Source organism: Azovibrio sp., assembly GCF_049658005.1.
GTDB lineage: Bacteria > Pseudomonadota > Gammaproteobacteria > Burkholderiales > Rhodocyclaceae > Azovibrio.
Window position 1 is genome coordinate 1 of sequence record NZ_JBASOH010000101.1, and the last position, 17,942, is coordinate 17,942.

General features: G+C 63.6%; 13 protein-coding genes, 4 tRNA genes and 1 pseudogene. 10 read left to right on the forward strand and 8 right to left on the reverse strand.

Annotated features, from left to right (window positions below; all coding sequences use genetic code 11):
* Window positions 1-405 (forward strand): annotated as a pseudogene (locus tag WBH99_RS09165) (integrase core domain-containing protein); the annotation flags it as partial.
* A gap of 430 nt (window positions 406-835) precedes the next feature.
* Here the strand turns inward: WBH99_RS09165 and WBH99_RS09170 are convergent.
* The 4 genes from WBH99_RS09170 to gltX all read right to left on the reverse strand — a co-directional run bounded on the left by WBH99_RS09170 (window position 836) and on the right by gltX (window position 2,678).
* Window positions 836-912 (reverse strand) — tRNA-Asp (locus tag WBH99_RS09170).
* A 39-nt stretch (window positions 913-951) separates the two neighbouring features.
* A tRNA-Glu gene (locus WBH99_RS09175) sits at window positions 952-1,027 on the reverse strand.
* A gap of 69 nt (window positions 1,028-1,096) precedes the next feature.
* Window positions 1,097-1,172 (reverse strand) — tRNA-Ala (locus tag WBH99_RS09180).
* Window positions 1,173-1,286: 114 nt separating this feature from the next.
* A complete protein-coding gene (gene gltX / locus WBH99_RS09185) occupies window positions 1,287-2,678 on the reverse strand; it encodes a glutamate--tRNA ligase (RefSeq protein WP_424219780.1) in 1,392 nt (463 codons plus the stop codon).
* Between the two features lie 101 nt (window positions 2,679-2,779).
* Between gltX and WBH99_RS09190 the strand changes: the two genes are divergently transcribed.
* Window positions 2,780-2,856, forward strand: a tRNA-Val gene (locus tag WBH99_RS09190).
* 26 nt (window positions 2,857-2,882) lie between these two features.
* Here WBH99_RS09190 and WBH99_RS09195 read toward each other — a convergent pair.
* Entirely contained in the window at window positions 2,883-3,044 is a 162-nt protein-coding gene (locus WBH99_RS09195) for a hypothetical protein (RefSeq protein WP_424219781.1), read from the reverse strand.
* Between the two features lie 79 nt (window positions 3,045-3,123).
* Window positions 3,124-4,407, reverse strand: coding sequence for an MFS transporter (locus tag WBH99_RS09200; RefSeq protein ID WP_424219782.1), 1,284 nt, complete (start codon window positions 4,405-4,407; stop codon window positions 3,124-3,126).
* A gap of 411 nt (window positions 4,408-4,818) precedes the next feature.
* Here WBH99_RS09200 and WBH99_RS09205 point away from each other — a divergent pair, with 411 nt between their 5' ends.
* Together WBH99_RS09205 and WBH99_RS09210 are read left to right on the forward strand one after the other, a co-directional pair.
* Window positions 4,819-5,646, forward strand: coding sequence for a secretin N-terminal domain-containing protein (locus tag WBH99_RS09205; protein WP_424219783.1), 828 nt, complete (start codon window positions 4,819-4,821; stop codon window positions 5,644-5,646).
* 68 nt (window positions 5,647-5,714) lie between these two features.
* Entirely contained in the window at window positions 5,715-7,256 is a 1,542-nt protein-coding gene (locus WBH99_RS09210; RefSeq protein WP_424219784.1) for a protein adenylyltransferase SelO, read from the forward strand.
* A gap of 4 nt (window positions 7,257-7,260) precedes the next feature.
* Here the strand turns inward: WBH99_RS09210 and ubiG are convergent, their stop codons facing one another.
* Both ubiG and WBH99_RS09220 read right to left on the reverse strand, forming a co-directional pair.
* The gene (gene ubiG, locus WBH99_RS09215) at window positions 7,261-7,959 is read right to left on the reverse strand and encodes a bifunctional 2-polyprenyl-6-hydroxyphenol methylase/3-demethylubiquinol 3-O-methyltransferase UbiG (RefSeq protein ID WP_424219785.1); all 699 of its coding nucleotides are present in this window, start codon (window positions 7,957-7,959) and stop codon (window positions 7,261-7,263) included.
* A gap of 80 nt (window positions 7,960-8,039) precedes the next feature.
* The gene (locus tag WBH99_RS09220) at window positions 8,040-8,717 is read right to left on the reverse strand and encodes an OmpA family protein (RefSeq protein WP_424219786.1); all 678 of its coding nucleotides are present in this window, start codon (window positions 8,715-8,717) and stop codon (window positions 8,040-8,042) included.
* A 459-nt stretch (window positions 8,718-9,176) separates the two neighbouring features.
* Here WBH99_RS09220 and gyrA point away from each other — a divergent pair, with 459 nt between their 5' ends.
* The 6 genes from gyrA to WBH99_RS09250 form a co-directional block, all read left to right on the forward strand.
* Window positions 9,177-11,789: a DNA gyrase subunit A gene (gene gyrA / locus WBH99_RS09225; RefSeq protein WP_424219787.1), complete on the forward strand. Its 2,613-nt coding sequence runs from the start codon at window positions 9,177-9,179 to the stop codon at window positions 11,787-11,789.
* Window positions 11,789-12,913 (forward strand): 3-phosphoserine/phosphohydroxythreonine transaminase, encoded by a 1,125-nt coding sequence (gene serC / locus WBH99_RS09230; RefSeq protein ID WP_424219788.1) that lies wholly within the window; start codon window positions 11,789-11,791, stop codon window positions 12,911-12,913. The genes gyrA and serC overlap by 1 nt, the downstream gene beginning before the upstream one ends.
* Window positions 12,914-12,919: 6 nt before the next feature.
* Window positions 12,920-14,011, forward strand: a complete 1,092-nt coding sequence (gene pheA, locus WBH99_RS09235) for a prephenate dehydratase (protein ID WP_424219789.1) — start codon at window positions 12,920-12,922, stop codon at window positions 14,009-14,011.
* 16 nt (window positions 14,012-14,027) lie between these two features.
* Window positions 14,028-15,116 (forward strand): histidinol-phosphate transaminase, encoded by a 1,089-nt coding sequence (hisC, locus tag WBH99_RS09240; protein WP_424219790.1) that lies wholly within the window; start codon window positions 14,028-14,030, stop codon window positions 15,114-15,116.
* Between the two features lie 64 nt (window positions 15,117-15,180).
* A complete protein-coding gene (locus WBH99_RS09245) occupies window positions 15,181-16,086 on the forward strand; it encodes a prephenate dehydrogenase (protein ID WP_424219791.1) in 906 nt (301 codons plus the stop codon).
* 41 nt (window positions 16,087-16,127) lie between these two features.
* Window positions 16,128-17,942: bifunctional 3-phosphoshikimate 1-carboxyvinyltransferase/cytidylate kinase (locus tag WBH99_RS09250; RefSeq protein WP_424219792.1), on the forward strand; the 1,815-nt coding region annotated here is incomplete at its 3' end.

Sequence of the window (17,942 nt, forward strand, 5' to 3'; positions counted from 1 at the left end):
GGATGCCTGGCGCCACCCCGGCCGGCCGGAAGTCTTCAACCGCGACCCGGGCGCGCAGTTCACCCGCGCCGCCTTTACCGACATCCTGAAACGGGAAGGCGTGCTCATCCGCAAGGAGGGTCGGGGGCGCGCCTTCGACAACCGCTTCGTCGAGCGGCTCTGGCGCAGCGTCAAGCACGAAGACGTGGATCTGAAGGGCGATGCCTCGATGGGCGAATCGATGCTCGGCCTGACCGCGTATTTCGGTATTGCGCCTTCTACAACGCCAAGCGTCCGCACCCGTCGCTGGGGCAGAAAATGGGGCAGAAAATGGGGCAGAAAATGAGGTAGAAAGCGCCCGATATTGTCTATCGGAGCGGCGCCGGCGACGGTGCCATGAACGTGGCCAAGTCTGGCGGCGTGAGGGAGCCATCTCTCACCAAGGCAAGTTCAGAGGCCACGGCAACAACCGCAGCAAAGGCAAAACCGGGGGCAGCGCCTTTTAGCTGCGAGTGAAGTCGAATGTGCAACTTGAACTGACGGCAGGACTGTCTTGACTCAGGGGGTCACTTCACAGAACGCCCTCCTTCTCTGCACAACCGCCGGATTTACGCCACTTCGCCTTGAACACGAGAGCTTCGCGGTCATTCGCCCGCTCGCCCTGCTCGGCAGCGCCTTCAATCCGGTTCTTGTCTATCGGCTCGCAGATTACGCACCAGGCTTCCCCCCACGTTCGGTCACCCTCACGTAGTTGCGTTTCACTTCGCTCGCTGTGATCAACTTACGGAGGGACTTGAGCCGCTGCCCCATGCTGGGCGCAAAAAAACCCGTTGATTCACAACGGGTTTTTGAATGTTGGCGGAGTGGACGGGACTCGAACCCGCGACCCCCGGCGTGACAGGCCGGTATTCTAACCAACTGAACTACCACTCCTTGCTGCTCACCTCGACATGTCGGGGTGACTTGAAACCTTGGCGTCCCCACGGGGATTCGAACCCCGGTACCTACCGTGAAAGGGTAGTGTCCTAGGCCTCTAGACGATGGGGACCCGGACTCAGCAGATCGGCGTTTCTGCCCATTTCTTTCGATACTTTTTTCGAGCTTTTTTCGAGCTTTTTGGTGGAGGTACGCGGGATCGAACCGCGGACCTCTTGCATGCCATGCAAGCGCTCTCCCAGCTGAGCTATACCCCCGCCTCGAAAGAAGGCCGCATTATAGAGAGCACTTTATGGGTTGTAAACCCTTTTCATTGCTGATGCTCCATTTTCTGCGGATTTCCTTGGTTTTCAACATTTACTCCCGGTAAGTTACTCCCGGTAAGGCGCCAGTCGGGCCAGAGCGGTTTCCCGGCCGATCAGGGTCACTACGGCATCCACGGAGGGGGTCTGGGTCTGTCCCGTCAGCAGTACCCGCAGGGGCATGGCCAGCTTCGGCATTTTCAAGCCATGCCTGGCAACGGTCGCCTTGATCAGGGCTGCGATGGCGGGGGTTTCCCAAGCTACCTGTTCCAGACCCACGGCAAAATCCGCAATGGCAGGTCTGGCTTCGTCACTCAGGTGCTGGGCCAATAGTTCCGGGCTGGGGTGGATGTCGATATAGAAGACTTCCAGGGCATCGGCGAGCAGATTCAGGGTGTTGCAGCGATCCACATAGAGGGCCACGGCCTGGGCCAGATCGGGACCCTTGCCGGTGTCTATGCCGCGAGCCTGGAGGCGGGCGGCAATCCTGGCGGCCAGGGCTTCCGGCGGCATTTGCTTCATGTAGTGGTGATTCAGCCACAGCAGTTTTTCCGTGTTGAACTGGGCGGCAGAAGGCGTGATGTGGTCGAGATCGAACCATTCGGTAAATTGTTCCCGGGAGAAAATTTCGTCATCGCCATGGGACCAGCCCAGACGGGCCAGGTAGTTGTTGACGGCTTCCGGCAAAAAGCCGTCTTCGTCGTACTGCATCACGGAGACAGCGCCATGGCGCTTGGAAAGCTTGGTGCCGTCGTCGCCGAGAATCATGGAAAGGTGGGCGTACTGGGGCACGGTGGCGCCCAGGGCCTTGAGGATGTTGATCTGGCGCGGGGTGTTGTTGACATGGTCATCACCGCGAATGACATGGGTGATCCCCATATCCCAGTCATCGACTACGACGCAGAAATTGTAGGTGGGGGTGCCATCGGTCCGGGCGATGATCAGGTCGTCGAGTTCGGCGTTGGCAAACTCGATGTGACCCTTGACCAGGTCATCCCAGGCTACCGCGCCTTCTCGTGGACTCTTGAAGCGGATCACCGGGGCAACGCCGGCCGGGGGTTGGGGCAGGGTCTTGCCGGCTTCGGGGCGCCAGCGGCCATCGTAACGGGGCTTTTCACCGCGGGCGCGCTGGGCTTCGCGCAGGGCATCCAGTTCTTCCGCGGACATGTAGCAGGGGTAAGCCGTGCCCGCAGCCAGCATCTGCTGGATGACTTCCTTGTAACGATCCATGCGCTGCATCTGGTAGTAGGGGCCTTCGTCGTAATCCAGACCCAGCCAGGCCATCCCGTCGAGAATGGCCTGTACGGCTTCCGGGGTGGAGCGGACTACATCGGTATCTTCGATGCGCAGGATGAACTGGCCGCCGTGGTGGCGGGCATAGGCCCAGGAGAACAGGGCAGTGCGGGCGCCGCCGATGTGGAGAAAGCCGGTGGGGCTAGGAGCGAAACGGGTACGGACCATGATGAGCAATTCTGTCTGGCAAAAAGGACCCCATTGTATACGAGCGAAAAAGTTTGACGGCACTCTACGGCTATGATTAAATGCGCGCCTTCCGAGACATCGGGTGGTTAGCTCAGTTGGTATGAGCACTGCCTTCACACGGCAGGGGTCACTGGTTCGAGTCCAGTACCACCCACCAATAAACCCTTGTGAATCAAGGTGTTGTTAAAAAAGCCCGACTAAAATGGCCGGGTTTTTTTTCGCCCTTTTTTCCGCCCTTTTCCCGGGTTCATCTTCCGCCCTTTTCCCGGGTTCATCGGGTTCATCGGGTTCAATGTCCCGGATTTTTCCCAAGCTGCCGCCAATCAATCGCCAGCCGGTGGTCATCCGCCGGCTGAGGGCTTTTGTGGCTGACGCGTGACGGTGACGCCTGAAGTGGTCTTGAGCCGGTTCTCGAGTGTCTCATTTACCCGGGTTTGCCCGTCCCTGGGCGGCCTTGATTGCATCCGTCTGCCCGGGGCGCCAGGGGTCGCGCTTGCGGTCGGTAAAGGAGCAACCCGATTGCCGCGAGAGCGGCGAATGCGGCTCCGGCGCTGAAGGTGGCTGCGGCGCCAAACAGGCTCCATAAGGCCCCCGCAATGATGCTGGCCAGCAAGAGCGCGCCGCCGCTGGCCAGATTGAAAATTCCGAAGGCCGTGCCGCGCAGCTCGGCAGGCGCCGTGTCGGCCACCAGTTTTGCGAGCAAGCCCTGGGTGAACGCCATGTGCAGACCCCAGCATGCCGCGCCGAGGAAGGCCAGCCAGGGCGACGCCGCCAGGGCCAGCACGACATCGGCAATGACGAGCACCCCGAGCCCGAACAGCAAGAGCGTTCGCGCCGAAAGCCGGTCGGCCGCCGCGCCCGCCGGATAGGCCGAGGCCGCGTAAACCACATTCATGACGATCATGATGATGGGCACCTGGCCGACCGCGAGTCCAAGGTCCTGCGCGCGCAGGATCAGAAATGCCTCACTGAAGCGCGCGAGGGTAAAAACCGCTCCGAGCACGACGACGAGCCAATAGTGCAGCGGCAGGCGCCTGGCATCCGCCAGCGTCGGACGATCCCGGCCGCCCGGGGCCGGTGCCGGGGATTCGGGCTCGCGCACCGCGACGATCAGCAGCAGCAGCGCGATCAGCGCCGGCGCCACCGCCACCCAGAGCACGGCCTTGATGTCGTTCGCGAACCAGAGCATGAGTCCCACCGCCAGCAAGGGCCCGATAAAGGCCCCGGCGGTGTCGAGGGCCTGGCGCAGGCCGTAGGCGCCGCCGCGCAACTTTGTCGGCGTGATGTCGGCGATCAGCGCGTCGCGCGGCGCGCCGCGAATGCCTTTGCCGATGCGGTCCGCAAAGCGCGCGCCAAAAACCCACCCGATCGTGGTGGCGAGCGGAAACACCGGCTTGGTCATGGCGCTCAGCCCGTACCCCAGCACGACGAGAACCTTGCGTTTCCTGAAGTAATCGCTGATGGCGCCGGAAAACACCTTTGTGATCGCGGCGGTGGCTTCGGCAATTCCTTCGATGAGGCCGATCGTCATCATGGAGGCGCCGAGTACCGTGGCCATGAAGATCGGCAGCAGGCTATGGACGAGCTCGGAGGAAATGTCCATGAACATCGAGACGAACCCCAGCACCCAGATTTCCCTCGGCAGGGCGCGATAGATGCTTCGGGCGGAGGCGGGTGATTCAGGCTTGCCCGGTTGCGATGACATCATGAAGCTCCATTTTGGCGGTATGGCGCCAGTTCAAGGTAAGGACGCAAAGTGGTAAGGACTCAATGTGGTAAGGACGCCAAGTAGTAAGGACTCAAAGTCAAAGGGGCGGCGCGGCTTGCGCGGCGTTCGTGTGGACTGTCGGTGGACTGCCGGTGCGGACGCCGCTGATTTTAGCGGGATCATTTCAGAGTTTCAGAGCGCAGGCTTGCGGGGCTCCCGGCTGACTCATGACCGGTTTTGCCGTCGCGCAACCCTTCAAGCAGCAGCTCGCGCGATCCGGATGCGGGGCGATTCCGGCCAGACTTGATGTAATATCATGATTCTTTTTGAAAAATCCAAGATCCGGCGGCACCCCGCTACAGTTTGATTGTACTTCGGGACCAGGCCCCTTCGACTTCTTTGAGCCTCGCCATGAACTTTTTGTCCTTGAAACTTGAACTCGCCCGTTTTTTCCGGAGTGTGATGCTGCTGGTTTTTCTGGCAGCCATGGGCATGGCGTGGGGGCAGCAAAGCCTGGAAATCCTTGAACTCAAGCATCGTACTGCCGCCGAGGTGTTGCCGGCCCTGCAACCTTTGCTGGAGCCGGGAGCCAGCCTCTCTGGCATGAATGACCAGTTGTTTTTGCGGGCATCGGCGCGCAACCGCGCGGATATCAAGCAGGCCCTGGCGGTATTGGATGTGCCTCAGCGGCGCTTGCTGATCCGGGTGAGTACGGATCGCAGCACGGTGGAGCAGGATCGTGCCGCCCGGCTTGCCCTCGCCGCCCGCATTCCGGGGGAGAGTCGGGTTGGCGCGAGGATTTACGATAGCCGCAGCGCCGGTAGCGCAAGCGGCACCCAAATGGTGCAGACCGTGGATGGCGGCCGGGCCTTCATTCAGGTGGGGACTTCGGTGGCCATTCCCATGCGCCATGTGGTGCTGACCCCGGGAGGTGCGGTCGTGAGCGAGGGGGTGGAATATCGGGATATTGCCCAGGGGTTTTATGTGGAACCCAGGGTATCCGGCAACCGGGTGACTCTGGACATCAGCCAGCAGATGGATACGCCGGGCAATCGTGGCCTTGGGAGTGCCCATGTCCAACGTCTGGGCACCACTGTTTCTGGCCGTCTGGGAGAGTGGATGCAAGTGGGTGGGAGCGGACAATCTGCGCTGGAGCGGGGCAGGGGCATCGTCTCCCTTTCCACGGATGAATCACGTTCTGAGCGCAGCATCTGGCTGCTGGTGGAAGAGTTGCCCTGACCGGCAGGGGGAACCCTTTGGCAGTGGGCGGGTCTCCTGCATGGACTCTTTGAGAACTGCCGCTCGACATGCTGATCTTTGACAATGCCTTTTGCCGGGAACTCCCCGGCGATGCGGATGAACGTAACGTAGCTCGCCAGGTTCACGGGGCCTGCTGGTCCCGGGTGATGCCCACGCCTGTGGCTGCACCGCGCCTTCTGGCCTATTCCCGGGAGATGGCCGGGCGCTTGGGGCTGCAAGAAGGATGGCTCGGGGCGCCTGAAAACCTGGCGGCCTTCGCGGGTAACGCCATTCTGCCGGGCATGGAGCCTTATGCCTCCTGCTATGGCGGGCATCAGTTCGGGCATTGGGCCGGGCAGTTGGGGGATGGGCGGGCGATCAGCCTGGGCGAGGTCGTGAATGAGGCCGGGGAGCGCTGGGAGCTGCAGCTCAAGGGGGCCGGGCCGACGCCCTTTTCGCGCCGGGCGGATGGACGGGCGGTGCTGCGTTCCTCGCTGCGGGAATTTCTGTGCAGCGAGGCGATGCACCACCTCGGGGTGCCGACGACGCGGGCGCTGACCTTGGTCGGCACCGGGGAGGAGGTGCTGCGCGACATGTTCTATGACGGCCATCCCGAACTCGAGCCGGGGGCGGTCGTGTGCCGCGTGGCGCCGTCCTTCCTGCGTTTCGGCCACTTCGAGTTGCCGGCCGCGCGGGGGGATCTGGCGCTACTGCGGCGCCTTGTGGATTTTGCCGTGTTGCATCACTTTCCTGCGTGGCAGGGCAAGCCCCTGGAAGACTGGTTTCAGGAAGTCTGCGAGCGCACCGGCAGGCTGGTGGCGCGCTGGATGCAGGTGGGCTTCGTGCATGGGGTGATGAATACGGACAATATGTCCCTTCTTGGACTGACGATCGACTACGGCCCCTACGGCTGGGTGGAGGATTTCGATCCGGGCTGGACGCCCAACACCACCGATGCGGCAGGGCGCCGCTACTGTTTCGGGCGGCAGCCGGAAATCGCCCGCTGGAATCTCGAACGTCTGGCTGAAGCCCTGGCGCTGCTCCATCCGGGAGGGGATCTGTCGTCCTCTTTACGGCATTATGACGAAGCCTATCATGCCGAGCTCGCCCGCCTCTTCGCCGGGAAACTCGGCTTGGCCGAATGGAAGGATGGAGATGCGGAGCTGCTGGGAGAGCTCTTTGAGCTGATGCAGGAAGGGGAGTTGGACATGACGGAATTTTTCCGTCAGCTTCCTCATGTCGATGACGAGGAAGCGGCCTTGGCGCACCTGGCGCAGGCGGCCTACCGCCCGGAACGCTGGCAGGGTGTGGCGATGGGCCTACACGCATGGCTTGGGCGTTACCGCCAGCGCCTGGCCCAGGAGGGGCTCGCGGCCGGGGCACGGCGTACTGCCATGAACACCTTCAATCCCCGCTATGTGCTGCGCAATTATCTGGCGCAGCAGGCGATCGATGCGGCCGAAGCGGGAGATGTCAGCCGGATCGAGGCGCTGCTGGAGGTCCTGCGTCGTCCCTACGAGGAGCAGCCGGGCCAGGAGGCTTTTGCCGCCAAGCGGCCTGAATGGGCCAGGAGCAGGGCAGGTTGTTCCATGCTCTCCTGTAGTTCATGAGGGATCACGCCTCCCGGGTGCTGCTCAGCAGGTAATTGATGCTGATGTCCTGTCCCAGGCGGTAGGTCTTGCTAAAAGGGTTGTAACTCATGCCGGTCGGGGCTTCGGGCGTGAGGCCTGCTTCCCGGCACCCGCGTGAGAGTTCCGAAGGCTTGAGGAAGCGGGCGTAGTCGTGGGTGCCCCTGGGCAGCATTTGCAGGATGTATTCCGCGCCGATGACGGCAAAGAGGTAGGCCTTGGGGTTGCGGTTGAGGGTGGAAAAGAAAACCTTGCCGCCGGGTTTGACCAGTTGCGCACAGGCGCGGATGGTGCGGATCGGGTCGGGAACGTGTTCCAGCATTTCCAGGCAGGTGACGACATCGAAAGCAGCCGGGCTTTCCTCGGCCATGGCCTCTGCGGAAATGTTCCGGTAAGTCAGCTGTAAACCACTTTCCAGCATGTGCAGGCGGGCGACTCCCAGCGCTTTCTCCGAGAGATCGATTCCGGTCACCCATGCGCCCCGGGCTGCCATGCCCTCGGAAAGCAGGCCGCCGCCACAACCCACGTCAATCACGGTTTTTCCGGCCAAGTCGATCTGGCGGTCGATCCAGTCGAGGCGCAGGGGGTTGATTTCATGCAAGGGCCGGAATTCGCTGTTGGGGTCCCACCAACGATGGGCGAGTTCGCCAAACTTGTGCAGTTCTTTCGGGTCGGAATTGGTCATTGGGATACTCGGTGGCAGCTTGGGTCAGTTGAAATGAAAAAGCCCTGCGCGAGCAGGGCTTTTGCACGGCACGGCAGATCTTACTTGGTGCCGATCACTTCGATATCGACGCGACGATCGGGTTGCAGGCAGTCGACCAGCTTCTTGTTGCGGCCGCTTTCAGCGCCCATGTTCTTGCACTTGTCGCCGGTCACGGGCTGGGTTTCACCCTTGCCTTCGGTGTAAACACGGTTGGCTTCGATGCCCTTGCCAACCAGGTATTCCTTGACGGCGGCGGCACGCTTTTCAGACAGCTTCTGGTTGTAGGAGTCCTTGCCGATGCGGTCGGTGTGACCCACGGCCAGGATGACTTCCAGCTTCAGTTCCTTGGCCTTGGTCAGCACTTCGTCCAGCTTGGCCTTGCCTTCGGGGCGCAGCACGGCCTTGTCGAAGTCGAACAGGGCGTCAGCGGCCAGCGTGATCTTGTCGCCAGAAGGCTTCACGCCAGAGGAGGCTGCAGTACTACTCTTGGCCGCAGTTTTGGAGCACTTTTCAGCGGGCAGCAGATCCTTGTCGCACTCGCAGCCAGCAGGATCGTTGGCGGCAGCAGCAGGGGTCCAGTAACCGGTGCGCCAGCACAGGCCGGTACCGCTGGTGGCGACGGCATCGCGCTGGTCGATGATGTAAACACGCTCCTGAGCCTGAGCAACGCCGGCTGCCATGCCAATGCTGGTCAGTAGGGCCATGGCGATAGATTTCTTGGCAAATTTCTTGATCATCTTATGTTTTCCTCGCAGATTATGAAAAGACAGAACGTCTCGAATCAGGCCTTTGCCATGAAAAGCATCTCATCATGGCTCAATCTTCAGGCTAGACCTGATCCTATTCTGCCATAGGCGCGCCGAGTTTTTCAAACTCACTTCATCCGCATTGACTCCCTTTTTGCTGAAAACACAACACTTGCCATGTACCCGGACCTGGCTGACGTGTTCCCGGCCGGCGCAACAATGCGGCAGGCGGGAGATGAGATCGAAGCCGGGCGCAAGTTCGCGTGTGCTTATATGAATGGCGTACAGGCCGGCGGATTTGCGTGCCGGGCTGAGGGACCCGGCCGGGCATGCCTGCATGGCGTCTGGCATGGGAGGCTTGGCAGGTATCGAGCATGCTAAAATGGCAAATTCCGTTTACATCAACCCATAAAGATCTGCCGGCCATCTTGCCCAGGCAGTAGAGAGACCATGGAACCATTCGCCAAGGAAACCCTTCCCGTCAGTCTTGAGGACGAAATGCGCCGTTCCTACCTCGATTACGCCATGAGCGTGATCGTGGGCCGGGCCCTGCCGGACGTGCGGGACGGTCTCAAACCCGTGCATCGGCGCGTGCTGTTTGCCATGCACGAGCTGGGCAATGACTGGAACCGGGCCTACAAGAAATCCGCCCGTATCGTTGGCGACGTGATCGGTAAATATCATCCCCACGGCGATACGGCGGTGTACGACACCATCGTGCGCATGGCCCAGGATTTTTCGCTGCGCTACATGCTGGTGGATGGCCAGGGCAACTTCGGTTCCGTGGATGGCGACAACGCGGCGGCGATGCGGTACACGGAAGTGCGCATGGCCCGCATCGGCCATCAGTTGCTAGAAGACATCGACAAGGAAACTGTCGATTTCGGGCCCAATTATGACGGCTCCGAACAAGAACCCCTGATCCTGCCGGCCCGGATTCCCAATCTCCTCATCAATGGCTCCTCCGGCATCGCCGTGGGCATGGCCACCAACATCCCGCCCCATAACCTGAATGAGGTGGTGGCGGCCTGTCTGGCCCTGCTGGAAAACCCCGATCTGACTACGGATGACCTGATCGACATCATTCCCGCTCCCGATTTTCCCACCGCCGGCATCATCTACGGCGTCGCCGGGGTGCGTGAGGGCTATCACACCGGCCGGGGCCGGGTGGTGATGCGGGCCAAGACCCACTTCGAGGAGATCGACCGGGGCAGCCGCCAGGCCATCATCGTCGATGAGCTGCCTTATCAGGTGAATAAACGCACCTTGCTGGAAAAGATCGGCGAGCTGGTCAATGAAAAGCGCATCGAGGGCATTTCCGATCTGCGCGACGAGTCCGACAAGTCCGGCATGCGGGTGGTGATCGAACTGAAGCGGGGCGAAGTGCCGGAGGTGGTGCTCAACAACCTCTACAAGATGACTCAGCTGCAGGACACCTTCGGCATGAACATGGTGGCCCTGGTCGATGGTCAGCCGCGTCTTCTCAACCTGAAGCAGATGCTCGAATGCTTCCTCGCCCACCGCCGGGAAGTGGTGACCCGCCGCACCGTCTTCGAGCTCAGGAAGGCCCGGGAACGGGGCCATATCCTCGAAGGTCTGGCCGTGGCGCTCTCGAACGTGGACGAGATCATCGCCCTGATCAAGGCGGCGCCGACTCCGGCCGATGCCAAGCGGGAGCTGATGGCCCGCCTGTGGAAGAGCCCGGTGGTGGAAGAAATGCTGCAACGGGCCGCGGCCGATGCTTCCCGGCCCGACGGTCTGGCGCCCGAATACGGGCTTTCTTCCCAGGGCTACCGGCTCTCCGACGCCCAGGCCCAGGCTATCCTGGAACTGCGCCTGCAGCGCCTGACCGGCCTCGAACAGGACAAGATCGTGGCCGAATACAAGGAGGTGATGGAGAAAATCGCCGACCTCATCGACATTCTCGCCCGGCCCGAGCGCATCACCGGGATCATCTCGGCCGAGCTGGTGGCGATCCGCGACCAGTTTGGCGACGAGCGCCGTTCCGAGATCGTCAGCTACGCCCAGGATCTGGGCATCGAGGATTTGATCACGCCGCAGGACATGGTGGTGACCCTGTCCCACACCGGCTACATCAAGTCGCAGCCCCTGGCCGACTACCGCGCCCAGCGCCGGGGTGGGCGCGGCAAGCAGGCCACGGCCATGAAGGATGACGATTTCATCGACCATCTGTTCGTGGCCAACACCCACGACTACATCCTCTGCTTTTCCAACCGGGGCCGCTGCTACTGGCTCAAGGTCTACGAGGTGCCCCAGGGCAGCCGCAACAGTCGCGGCAAACCGATCGTCAACATGTTCCCCCTGGAAGAAGGCGAGAAGATCAATGCCATCTTGCCGGTGAAGGAATTCTCCGACGACAAGTATGTGTTCATGTGCACCGTCAAGGGCGTGGTCAAGAAGACTTCCCTGTCCAACTTCGCCAACCCGCGCAAGGCCGGCATCATCGCCGTCGATCTGGACGAGGGCGATTACCTGATCGGTGCCGACCTCACCACCGGCAAGAGTGACATCGTGCTCGTCTCCGACGGCGGCAAGGCGGTCTGGTTCGGCGAGGATGAAGTGCGCCCGATGGGTCGCCAGTCCCGGGGCGTGCGCGGCATGACCCTGCAGGAAGGCCAGAGCGTGATTTCCCTGCTGGTGGCCCAGAGCGAGGATCAGACCGTGCTCGTGGCGACCGAGAACGGCTATGGCAAGCGCACCCGCCTGGGCGACTTCCGCCGTTCCAGCCGCGGCACCCAGGGCGTCATGGCGATTGCCGCGAGCGAACGAAACGGCAAGGTGGTGGCGGCGAAGCTGGTCACCGACGAGGACGAGGTGATGCTGATCACCACCGGCGGCGTGCTGATCCGCACCCGGGTGTCCGAGATCCGTGAACTAGGCCGCGCCACCCAGGGGGTGACGCTGATTTCCCTGGATGCGGGCGAAAAGCTCACCGGCCTCGAGAAGGTGGCGGAAACCGGCGAGGACGAGGAGGGCGCCGAAGGGGCCGGAGCCGAAGGAGAAGCGCGCGTCAACAACCCTGGCGAGGAAGGAGAAGCCTGATGCATCGAGTCTGGAATTTCAGCGCCGGGCCGGCGGCCCTGCCCACCGAGGTCCTGCTGCAGGTGCAAGAGGAACTGCTGGACTGGCAGGGCGCCGGTTGCAGCGTCATGGAAATGAGCCACCGCGGTAAGGAATTCACCGGCATCATCGAGGCCGCCGAGGCGGATCTGCGCGAGCTGCTGGACATTCCTGCCGATTACAAGGTGCTGTTCCTCCAGGGTGGCGCCACCCTGCAGTTTGCCCAGGTGCCGATGAATCTGCTGGCCGGCCTTGCGGACGAGCAATCGGCCGACTACATCGTGACCGGCGCCTGGTCGAAGAAGGCGCTCCAGGAAGCCCGGCGCATCGGCCAGGTGCGCCAGGCGGCTTCCGTGGAAGTAAAGGGTGAGGTGGCCGATGGCTTTACCCGTCTGCCGCGGGCCGGGGAACTGGACCTGGACCCGGATGCCGCCTATCTGCATGTCTGCACCAACGAGACCATCCACGGGGTGGAGCTGCACGATGACGCGGCCCTGGCGGCCTGGGTCCCGGCAGGGGTGCCGCTGGTGGCCGACATGAGTTCCCATATCCTCTCCCGCCCCCTGGCGCTGCGCCATTACGGCCTGATCTACGCCGGGGCGCAGAAAAACATCGGTCCGGCCGGGCTGACCCTGGTGATCGTGCGGCAGGATCTGCTCGGCCGGGCGCCGGCGGGCATTCCCACACTGATGGACTATCAGGTCATGGCGGAGAACGGCTCCATGCTCAACACCCCGCCCACCTTCGCCATCTATGTCGCCGGGCTGGTGTTCCAGTGGCTCAAGCGCCAGGGTGGCCTTGCCGCGATGCAGGCGATCAACCGGGAAAAGGCGGCGCTGCTCTATGCCGCGATCGATGCCAGCCAAGGCTTCTACCAGAATCCGGTGGCGGCCGATTGCCGCTCCTTCATGAACATTCCCTTTACCCTGGCGCGGCCCGGGCTCGATGCCGAATTCCTCGCCCAGGCCAGGGCCGCCGGACTTTTGGGCCTGAAGGGGCACAAATCCGTGGGCGGCGTGCGTGCCTCCCTTTACAATGCCATGCCCCTGGACGGCGTCCGGGCCCTGGTCCATTTCATGAACGATTTCGCCGCCAGGCACCCCTAAGCACTTATGAGCGATTCACTGCAACAGGAACTGGCGGGCGTCCGCCAGGAAATCGACCGCATCGATGCCCAATTGCTGGAGCTTCTCAACCGCCGCGCCCGCTGTGCCCAGCAGGTGGGCGAAATCAAGGCCCGGCACGGCGAGGCCGGCCACATCTACCGGCCCGAGCGCGAGGCCCAGGTGCTGCGCCGCCTGCAGGAACTCAATCAGGGGCCCTTGCCGGATGAGAGCATCACCTTGTTCTTCCGCGAAGTGATGTCCGCCTGCCTCTCCCTGGAAGAGCCTTTGGGCGTGGCTTTCCTCGGCCCTCCGGGCACCTTTTCCGAGTCCGCCGCCATCAAGCAGTTCGGTCATGCCGTCCGGCTCCTGCCCTGTGCCTCCATCGACGAGATGTTCCGGGAGGTGGAGGCGGGGCATGCGGAATACGCGGTGGCACCGGTGGAAAACTCCACCGAAGGCGCCGTGGGCCGCACCATGGACCTGCTCCTGCAGACGCCTTTGCAGATTTGCGGCGAGGTGGTGGTGCGCATCCACCAGAATCTCCTCTCCAGGGCGCCGGACCTGAAGTCGGTGACCAAGGTCTATTCCCATGCCCAATCCCTGGCCCAGTGCCATGAATGGCTGAACCGGATGCTGCCCGGGGTGGAGCGCATCGCCGTGGCCAGCAACGCCCTGGCGGCCCAGATGGCAGCCGAGGAACCCGGCGCGGCCGCGATTGCCGGAGAGGCGGCGGGGGAGCGTTACCGGCTTCAGGTGCTGGCCGCCAACATCGAGGACGAGCCGAACAACACTACCCGCTTCCTGGTGCTGGGGCGGCACGATGCCGGCATTTCCGGGCACGACAAGACTTCCCTGATCATGTCCGCCCCCAACCGTTCCGGCGCCCTGCATGATCTGCTCAAGCCTTTTGCCGAAGCCGGCGTCTCCCTGACCCGGCTTGAATCCAGGCCGGCCCGCCAGGGCCTGTGGGAGTATGTCTATTACGTGGACGTGGAGGGCCATCGCCAGTCTCCCGCCCTGGGCGCTGCCTTGCAGGAACTGGCCGGCCGGGCGGCCTACCTGAAGGTGCTGGGCTCCTATCCCATTGCTGTCTATTGAAAATTCCGAGGTATCCATGTCCCTAGCCGATCAGGCCCTGCCCTATGTGCGGGCCATTTCCCCCTATCAGCCCGGCAAACCCATCACTCAGCTTGCCCGGGAGATGGGCCTGCCCGTGGAGCGCATCGTCAAGCTGGCCTCGAACGAAAACCCTCTGGGCATGAGCCCGCTCGCCAGGGCGGCCGTCCAGGCGGCGATGGATGGCATCGAGCGCTACCCGGACCCCTTTGAGCTGATCCAGGTCCTGGCCGAGCGTAATGGGGTGGAACCCGGCCAGGTGGTGCTCGGCAACGGTTCCAACGACGTGCTCGACCTGGCGGCCCGGGTGTTTCTCGACAGCGGCCGCTCCGCCGTCTCGGCCCAGCATGCCTTTGCCGTCTATGCCATTGCCACCTTGTCGGTGGGGGCCGAGAACGTCGTGGTTCCGGCCCGCCATTTCGGCCATGATCTGGAGGCCATGGCCGCCGCCATCCGCCCCGATACCCGGCTGGTGTGGATCGCCAACCCCAACAATCCCACCGGCACCTTCCTGCCCCGAGAGGCCCTGCGCGGCTTTCTTGCCAAGGTGCCGGCGGAGGTGATCGTGGTGCTGGATGAAGCCTACAACGAATATCTGGCCCCGGCCGACCGGCACGATACCGTGGCCTGGGTGAAGGAATTCCCGAACCTGATCGTCATCCGCACCTTTTCCAAGATCTACGGCCTGGCGGGCCTGCGCATCGGCTACGGCATTGCTGCGGCGCCGGTGGCGGAGCTGATGAACCGGGTGCGCCAGCCCTTCAACTGCAACAACCTGGCCCTGGCCGCCGCCCAGGCCGCCCTGGACGATCACCTGTTTGTGGCCGAAAGCTACGAACTCAACCGCCAGGGCATGGAGCAGATCGTGGCGGGCCTGAAGCGCCTGGGCCTGGAACACCTTCCTTCCCATGGCAACTTCGTCACGTTCAAGGCGGGCGATGGGGCGGCGGTGAATCAGAAGCTGCTGCAGCAAGGCGTCATCGTGCGGCCGATCGGGGCTTACGGCATGCCCGAGTGGCTGCGGGTGACCATCGGCACGGCCCCCGAGAACCGCCGCTTCCTGGAAGCCCTGGAGCAGGCCCTCTGAACCCCTGCCGCCGGCTGGCGGCTTTGCCAAGGATGCCGGATACCGATATATGCCGGATAACGACATGAACGACTCTCCCGCTGCTTTCGAGCATGGCCCTGAATTCGGCAAGATCGTGATCTTTGGTGTCGGCCTGATCGGCGGCTCCTTTGCGCTGGCCTTGAAGTCGGCCCGGGCCGTGGGTGAAGTGGTGGGCTTCGGCCGCCGTCCCGCCAGCCTGCGCGAGGCCCAGGACATGGGCATCATCGACCGGGCCGGCATCAATCCGGCCCACGAGCTGGGGGATGCGGACCTGGTGCTGATTGCCACTCCCGTCGGGCAGATGCCGGACATCTTCGCCCAGATCGCCCCCTACCTCGGCCCCAATACCGTAGTGACCGACGGTGGCAGCACCAAGGCCGACGTGGCCGCCGCGGCCCGGGCTGCCTTCGGGGATCGCCTCGGGAAGTTCGTGCCGGCCCACCCGATTGCCGGGGCCGAGAACAGCGGCGCCGCGGCTTCCCGCAGCGACCTCTACCAGGGCCGCAAGGTGGTGGTGACGCCCCTGCCGGAAAATGGCGACGAGCAACTCGACCGGGTCAAGCGGGCCTGGTCCCTGTGCGGCGCCGACATCTACGAATTGACGCCCGAGCAGCACGACCGGGTATTTGCCGCCGTCAGCCATCTGCCCCACCTCCTGGCCTTCGCCCTGGTGCGGGACCTGGCCGGGCGGCCCGATGCGCAGCTATTCTTCGATTTTGCCGCTTCCGGCTTCCGGGATTTCACCCGCATTGCCGCCAGCCATCCGGAAATGTGGCGGGACATCTGCCTGGCCAACCGGGAAGCCCTGCTGGGAGAAATCGATGCCTATCAGGCCCAGTTGAACGACTTCAAGGCGGCCCTGGCCCGCAACAACGGCGACTATCTGCTGCAGAGCTTTGCGGTAGCCCGGGAGGCCCGCCGGGCCTGGGGCGACCAGCAGATGCGCTGATCTTTCTTGGCAGCTCACTCAACTGATTAGGACGACACGGCATGGAATTCATCGACCTGCCCCAGATGATCTCGGCTTGCGGCACGCTCCGCCTGCCCGGTTCCAAGAGCATTTCCAACCGGGTGCTGCTGCTTGCCGCCCTGGCCGAGGGCGAAACCGAGGTGCGCGACCTGCTCGCCTCCGACGACACGGCGCGGATGCTGGAGGCCCTGCGCAGCCTGGGCATTGCCGTCACCGGACTCGGCGAGGGCGCCTGGCGCATCCGCGGCTGTGGCGGCAACATCCCCGTCCGGCAGGCCGAGCTTTTTCTCGGTAACGCCGGCACCGCCTTTCGACCCCTGACCGCGGCCCTGGCCCTGGCCGGGGGCGACTATGTGCTCAAAGGGGTGGCGCGCATGCACGAGCGGCCCATCGGCGACCTGGTGGACGGCCTGCGCCAATTGGGCGCCGATGTCGGCTATCTCGAGAAGGAGGGCTACCCGCCCTTGCGCCTCAAGCCCGCCCAGATCCGTGCCGGCAACGTGGTGCGGGTGCGCGGCGATGTCTCCAGTCAGTTCCTCACCGGGCTATTGATGGCGCTCCCCCTGGCCGGGGCAAGGACCACGGTGGAGGTGGTGGGGGAGCTGATCTCCAAGCCCTATATCGAAATCACGCTCGCCACCATGGCCCGTTTCGGCGTCCGGGTCGAGCGCCAGGGCTGGCAGTCCTTTACCGTGCCGGAGGGGGCGAGATATGTGTCGCCCGGCAGCCTCTACGTCGAAGGCGATGCCTCCTCGGCCTCTTACTTCCTCGCCCTGGGCGCCATCGGCGGCGGTCCGGTGCGGGTGGAAGGGGTGGGGCGGGATTCCATCCAGGGGGATGTGCGTTTTGCCGAGGCCCTGGCAGAGATGGGCGCGGTGATCCGCATGGGCCCCAACTGGATCGAGGCCCGCGCCCCGGCCGAAGGGCTTACGGGCATCACCCTGGACTGCAATCACATCCCCGATGCCGCCATGACCCTTGCCACCACCGCCCTCTTTGCCCGGGGCGTGACCCGGCTCGAGAACATCGCCAGCTGGCGGGTCAAGGAAACCGACCGCATCGCCGCCATGGCAAAAGAGCTGGGCAAACTCGGCGTGACCGTAAACGCGGGGCCCGACTTTCTCGAGGTGCAGCCTCCGTCCCCTGAGCGGCCGCTTCGGCCTCAGGCCATCGACACCTATGACGACCACCGCATGGCCATGAGTTTTTCCCTCGCCGCCTTCGGTACGCCCTTACGCATTCATGATCCGGGCTGTACCGCCAAGACCTTTCCCGATTACTTCGAGCGGTTTTCCGAAGTGACCCGGCCGGCCCCGGTGATCGCCATCGACGGCCCCACCGCCTCGGGCAAGGGCACCGTCTCCGCCCGGGTGGCGGCGGCCCTGGGCTTTCATTATCTGGATTCTGGCGCCCTCTATCGGCTCACCGCCCTGGCGGCCCGAAAGGCCGGGGTGGCCTGGAGCGATGAACGGGCTCTGGCCGAAGTGGCGGCGGGCCTCGAGGCGGAATTCCGGGACGGCCGCGTTTTCCTCGCGGGCGAAGAAGTGGGGGAGGCCATCCGCAGCGAGGAAATGGCGGACGGGGCCTCGCAGGTCGCGGCCCTGCCGGCCGTGCGCGCAGCCCTGCTGTTTCGCCAGCGCGCCTTTCACCGGGCGCCGGGCCTGGTCGGGGATGGGCGGGACATGGGCTCCGTGGTGTTTCCCAAGGCCACCCTCAAGGTCTTTTTGACCGCCAGCGCCGAAGTGCGCGCCGAGCGGCGCTACCAGCAGCTGCGGCAGGCCGGCCAGCCGGCCGACCTGGCCACCATCCTGGCCGAGCTGCAGGCCCGCGACGCG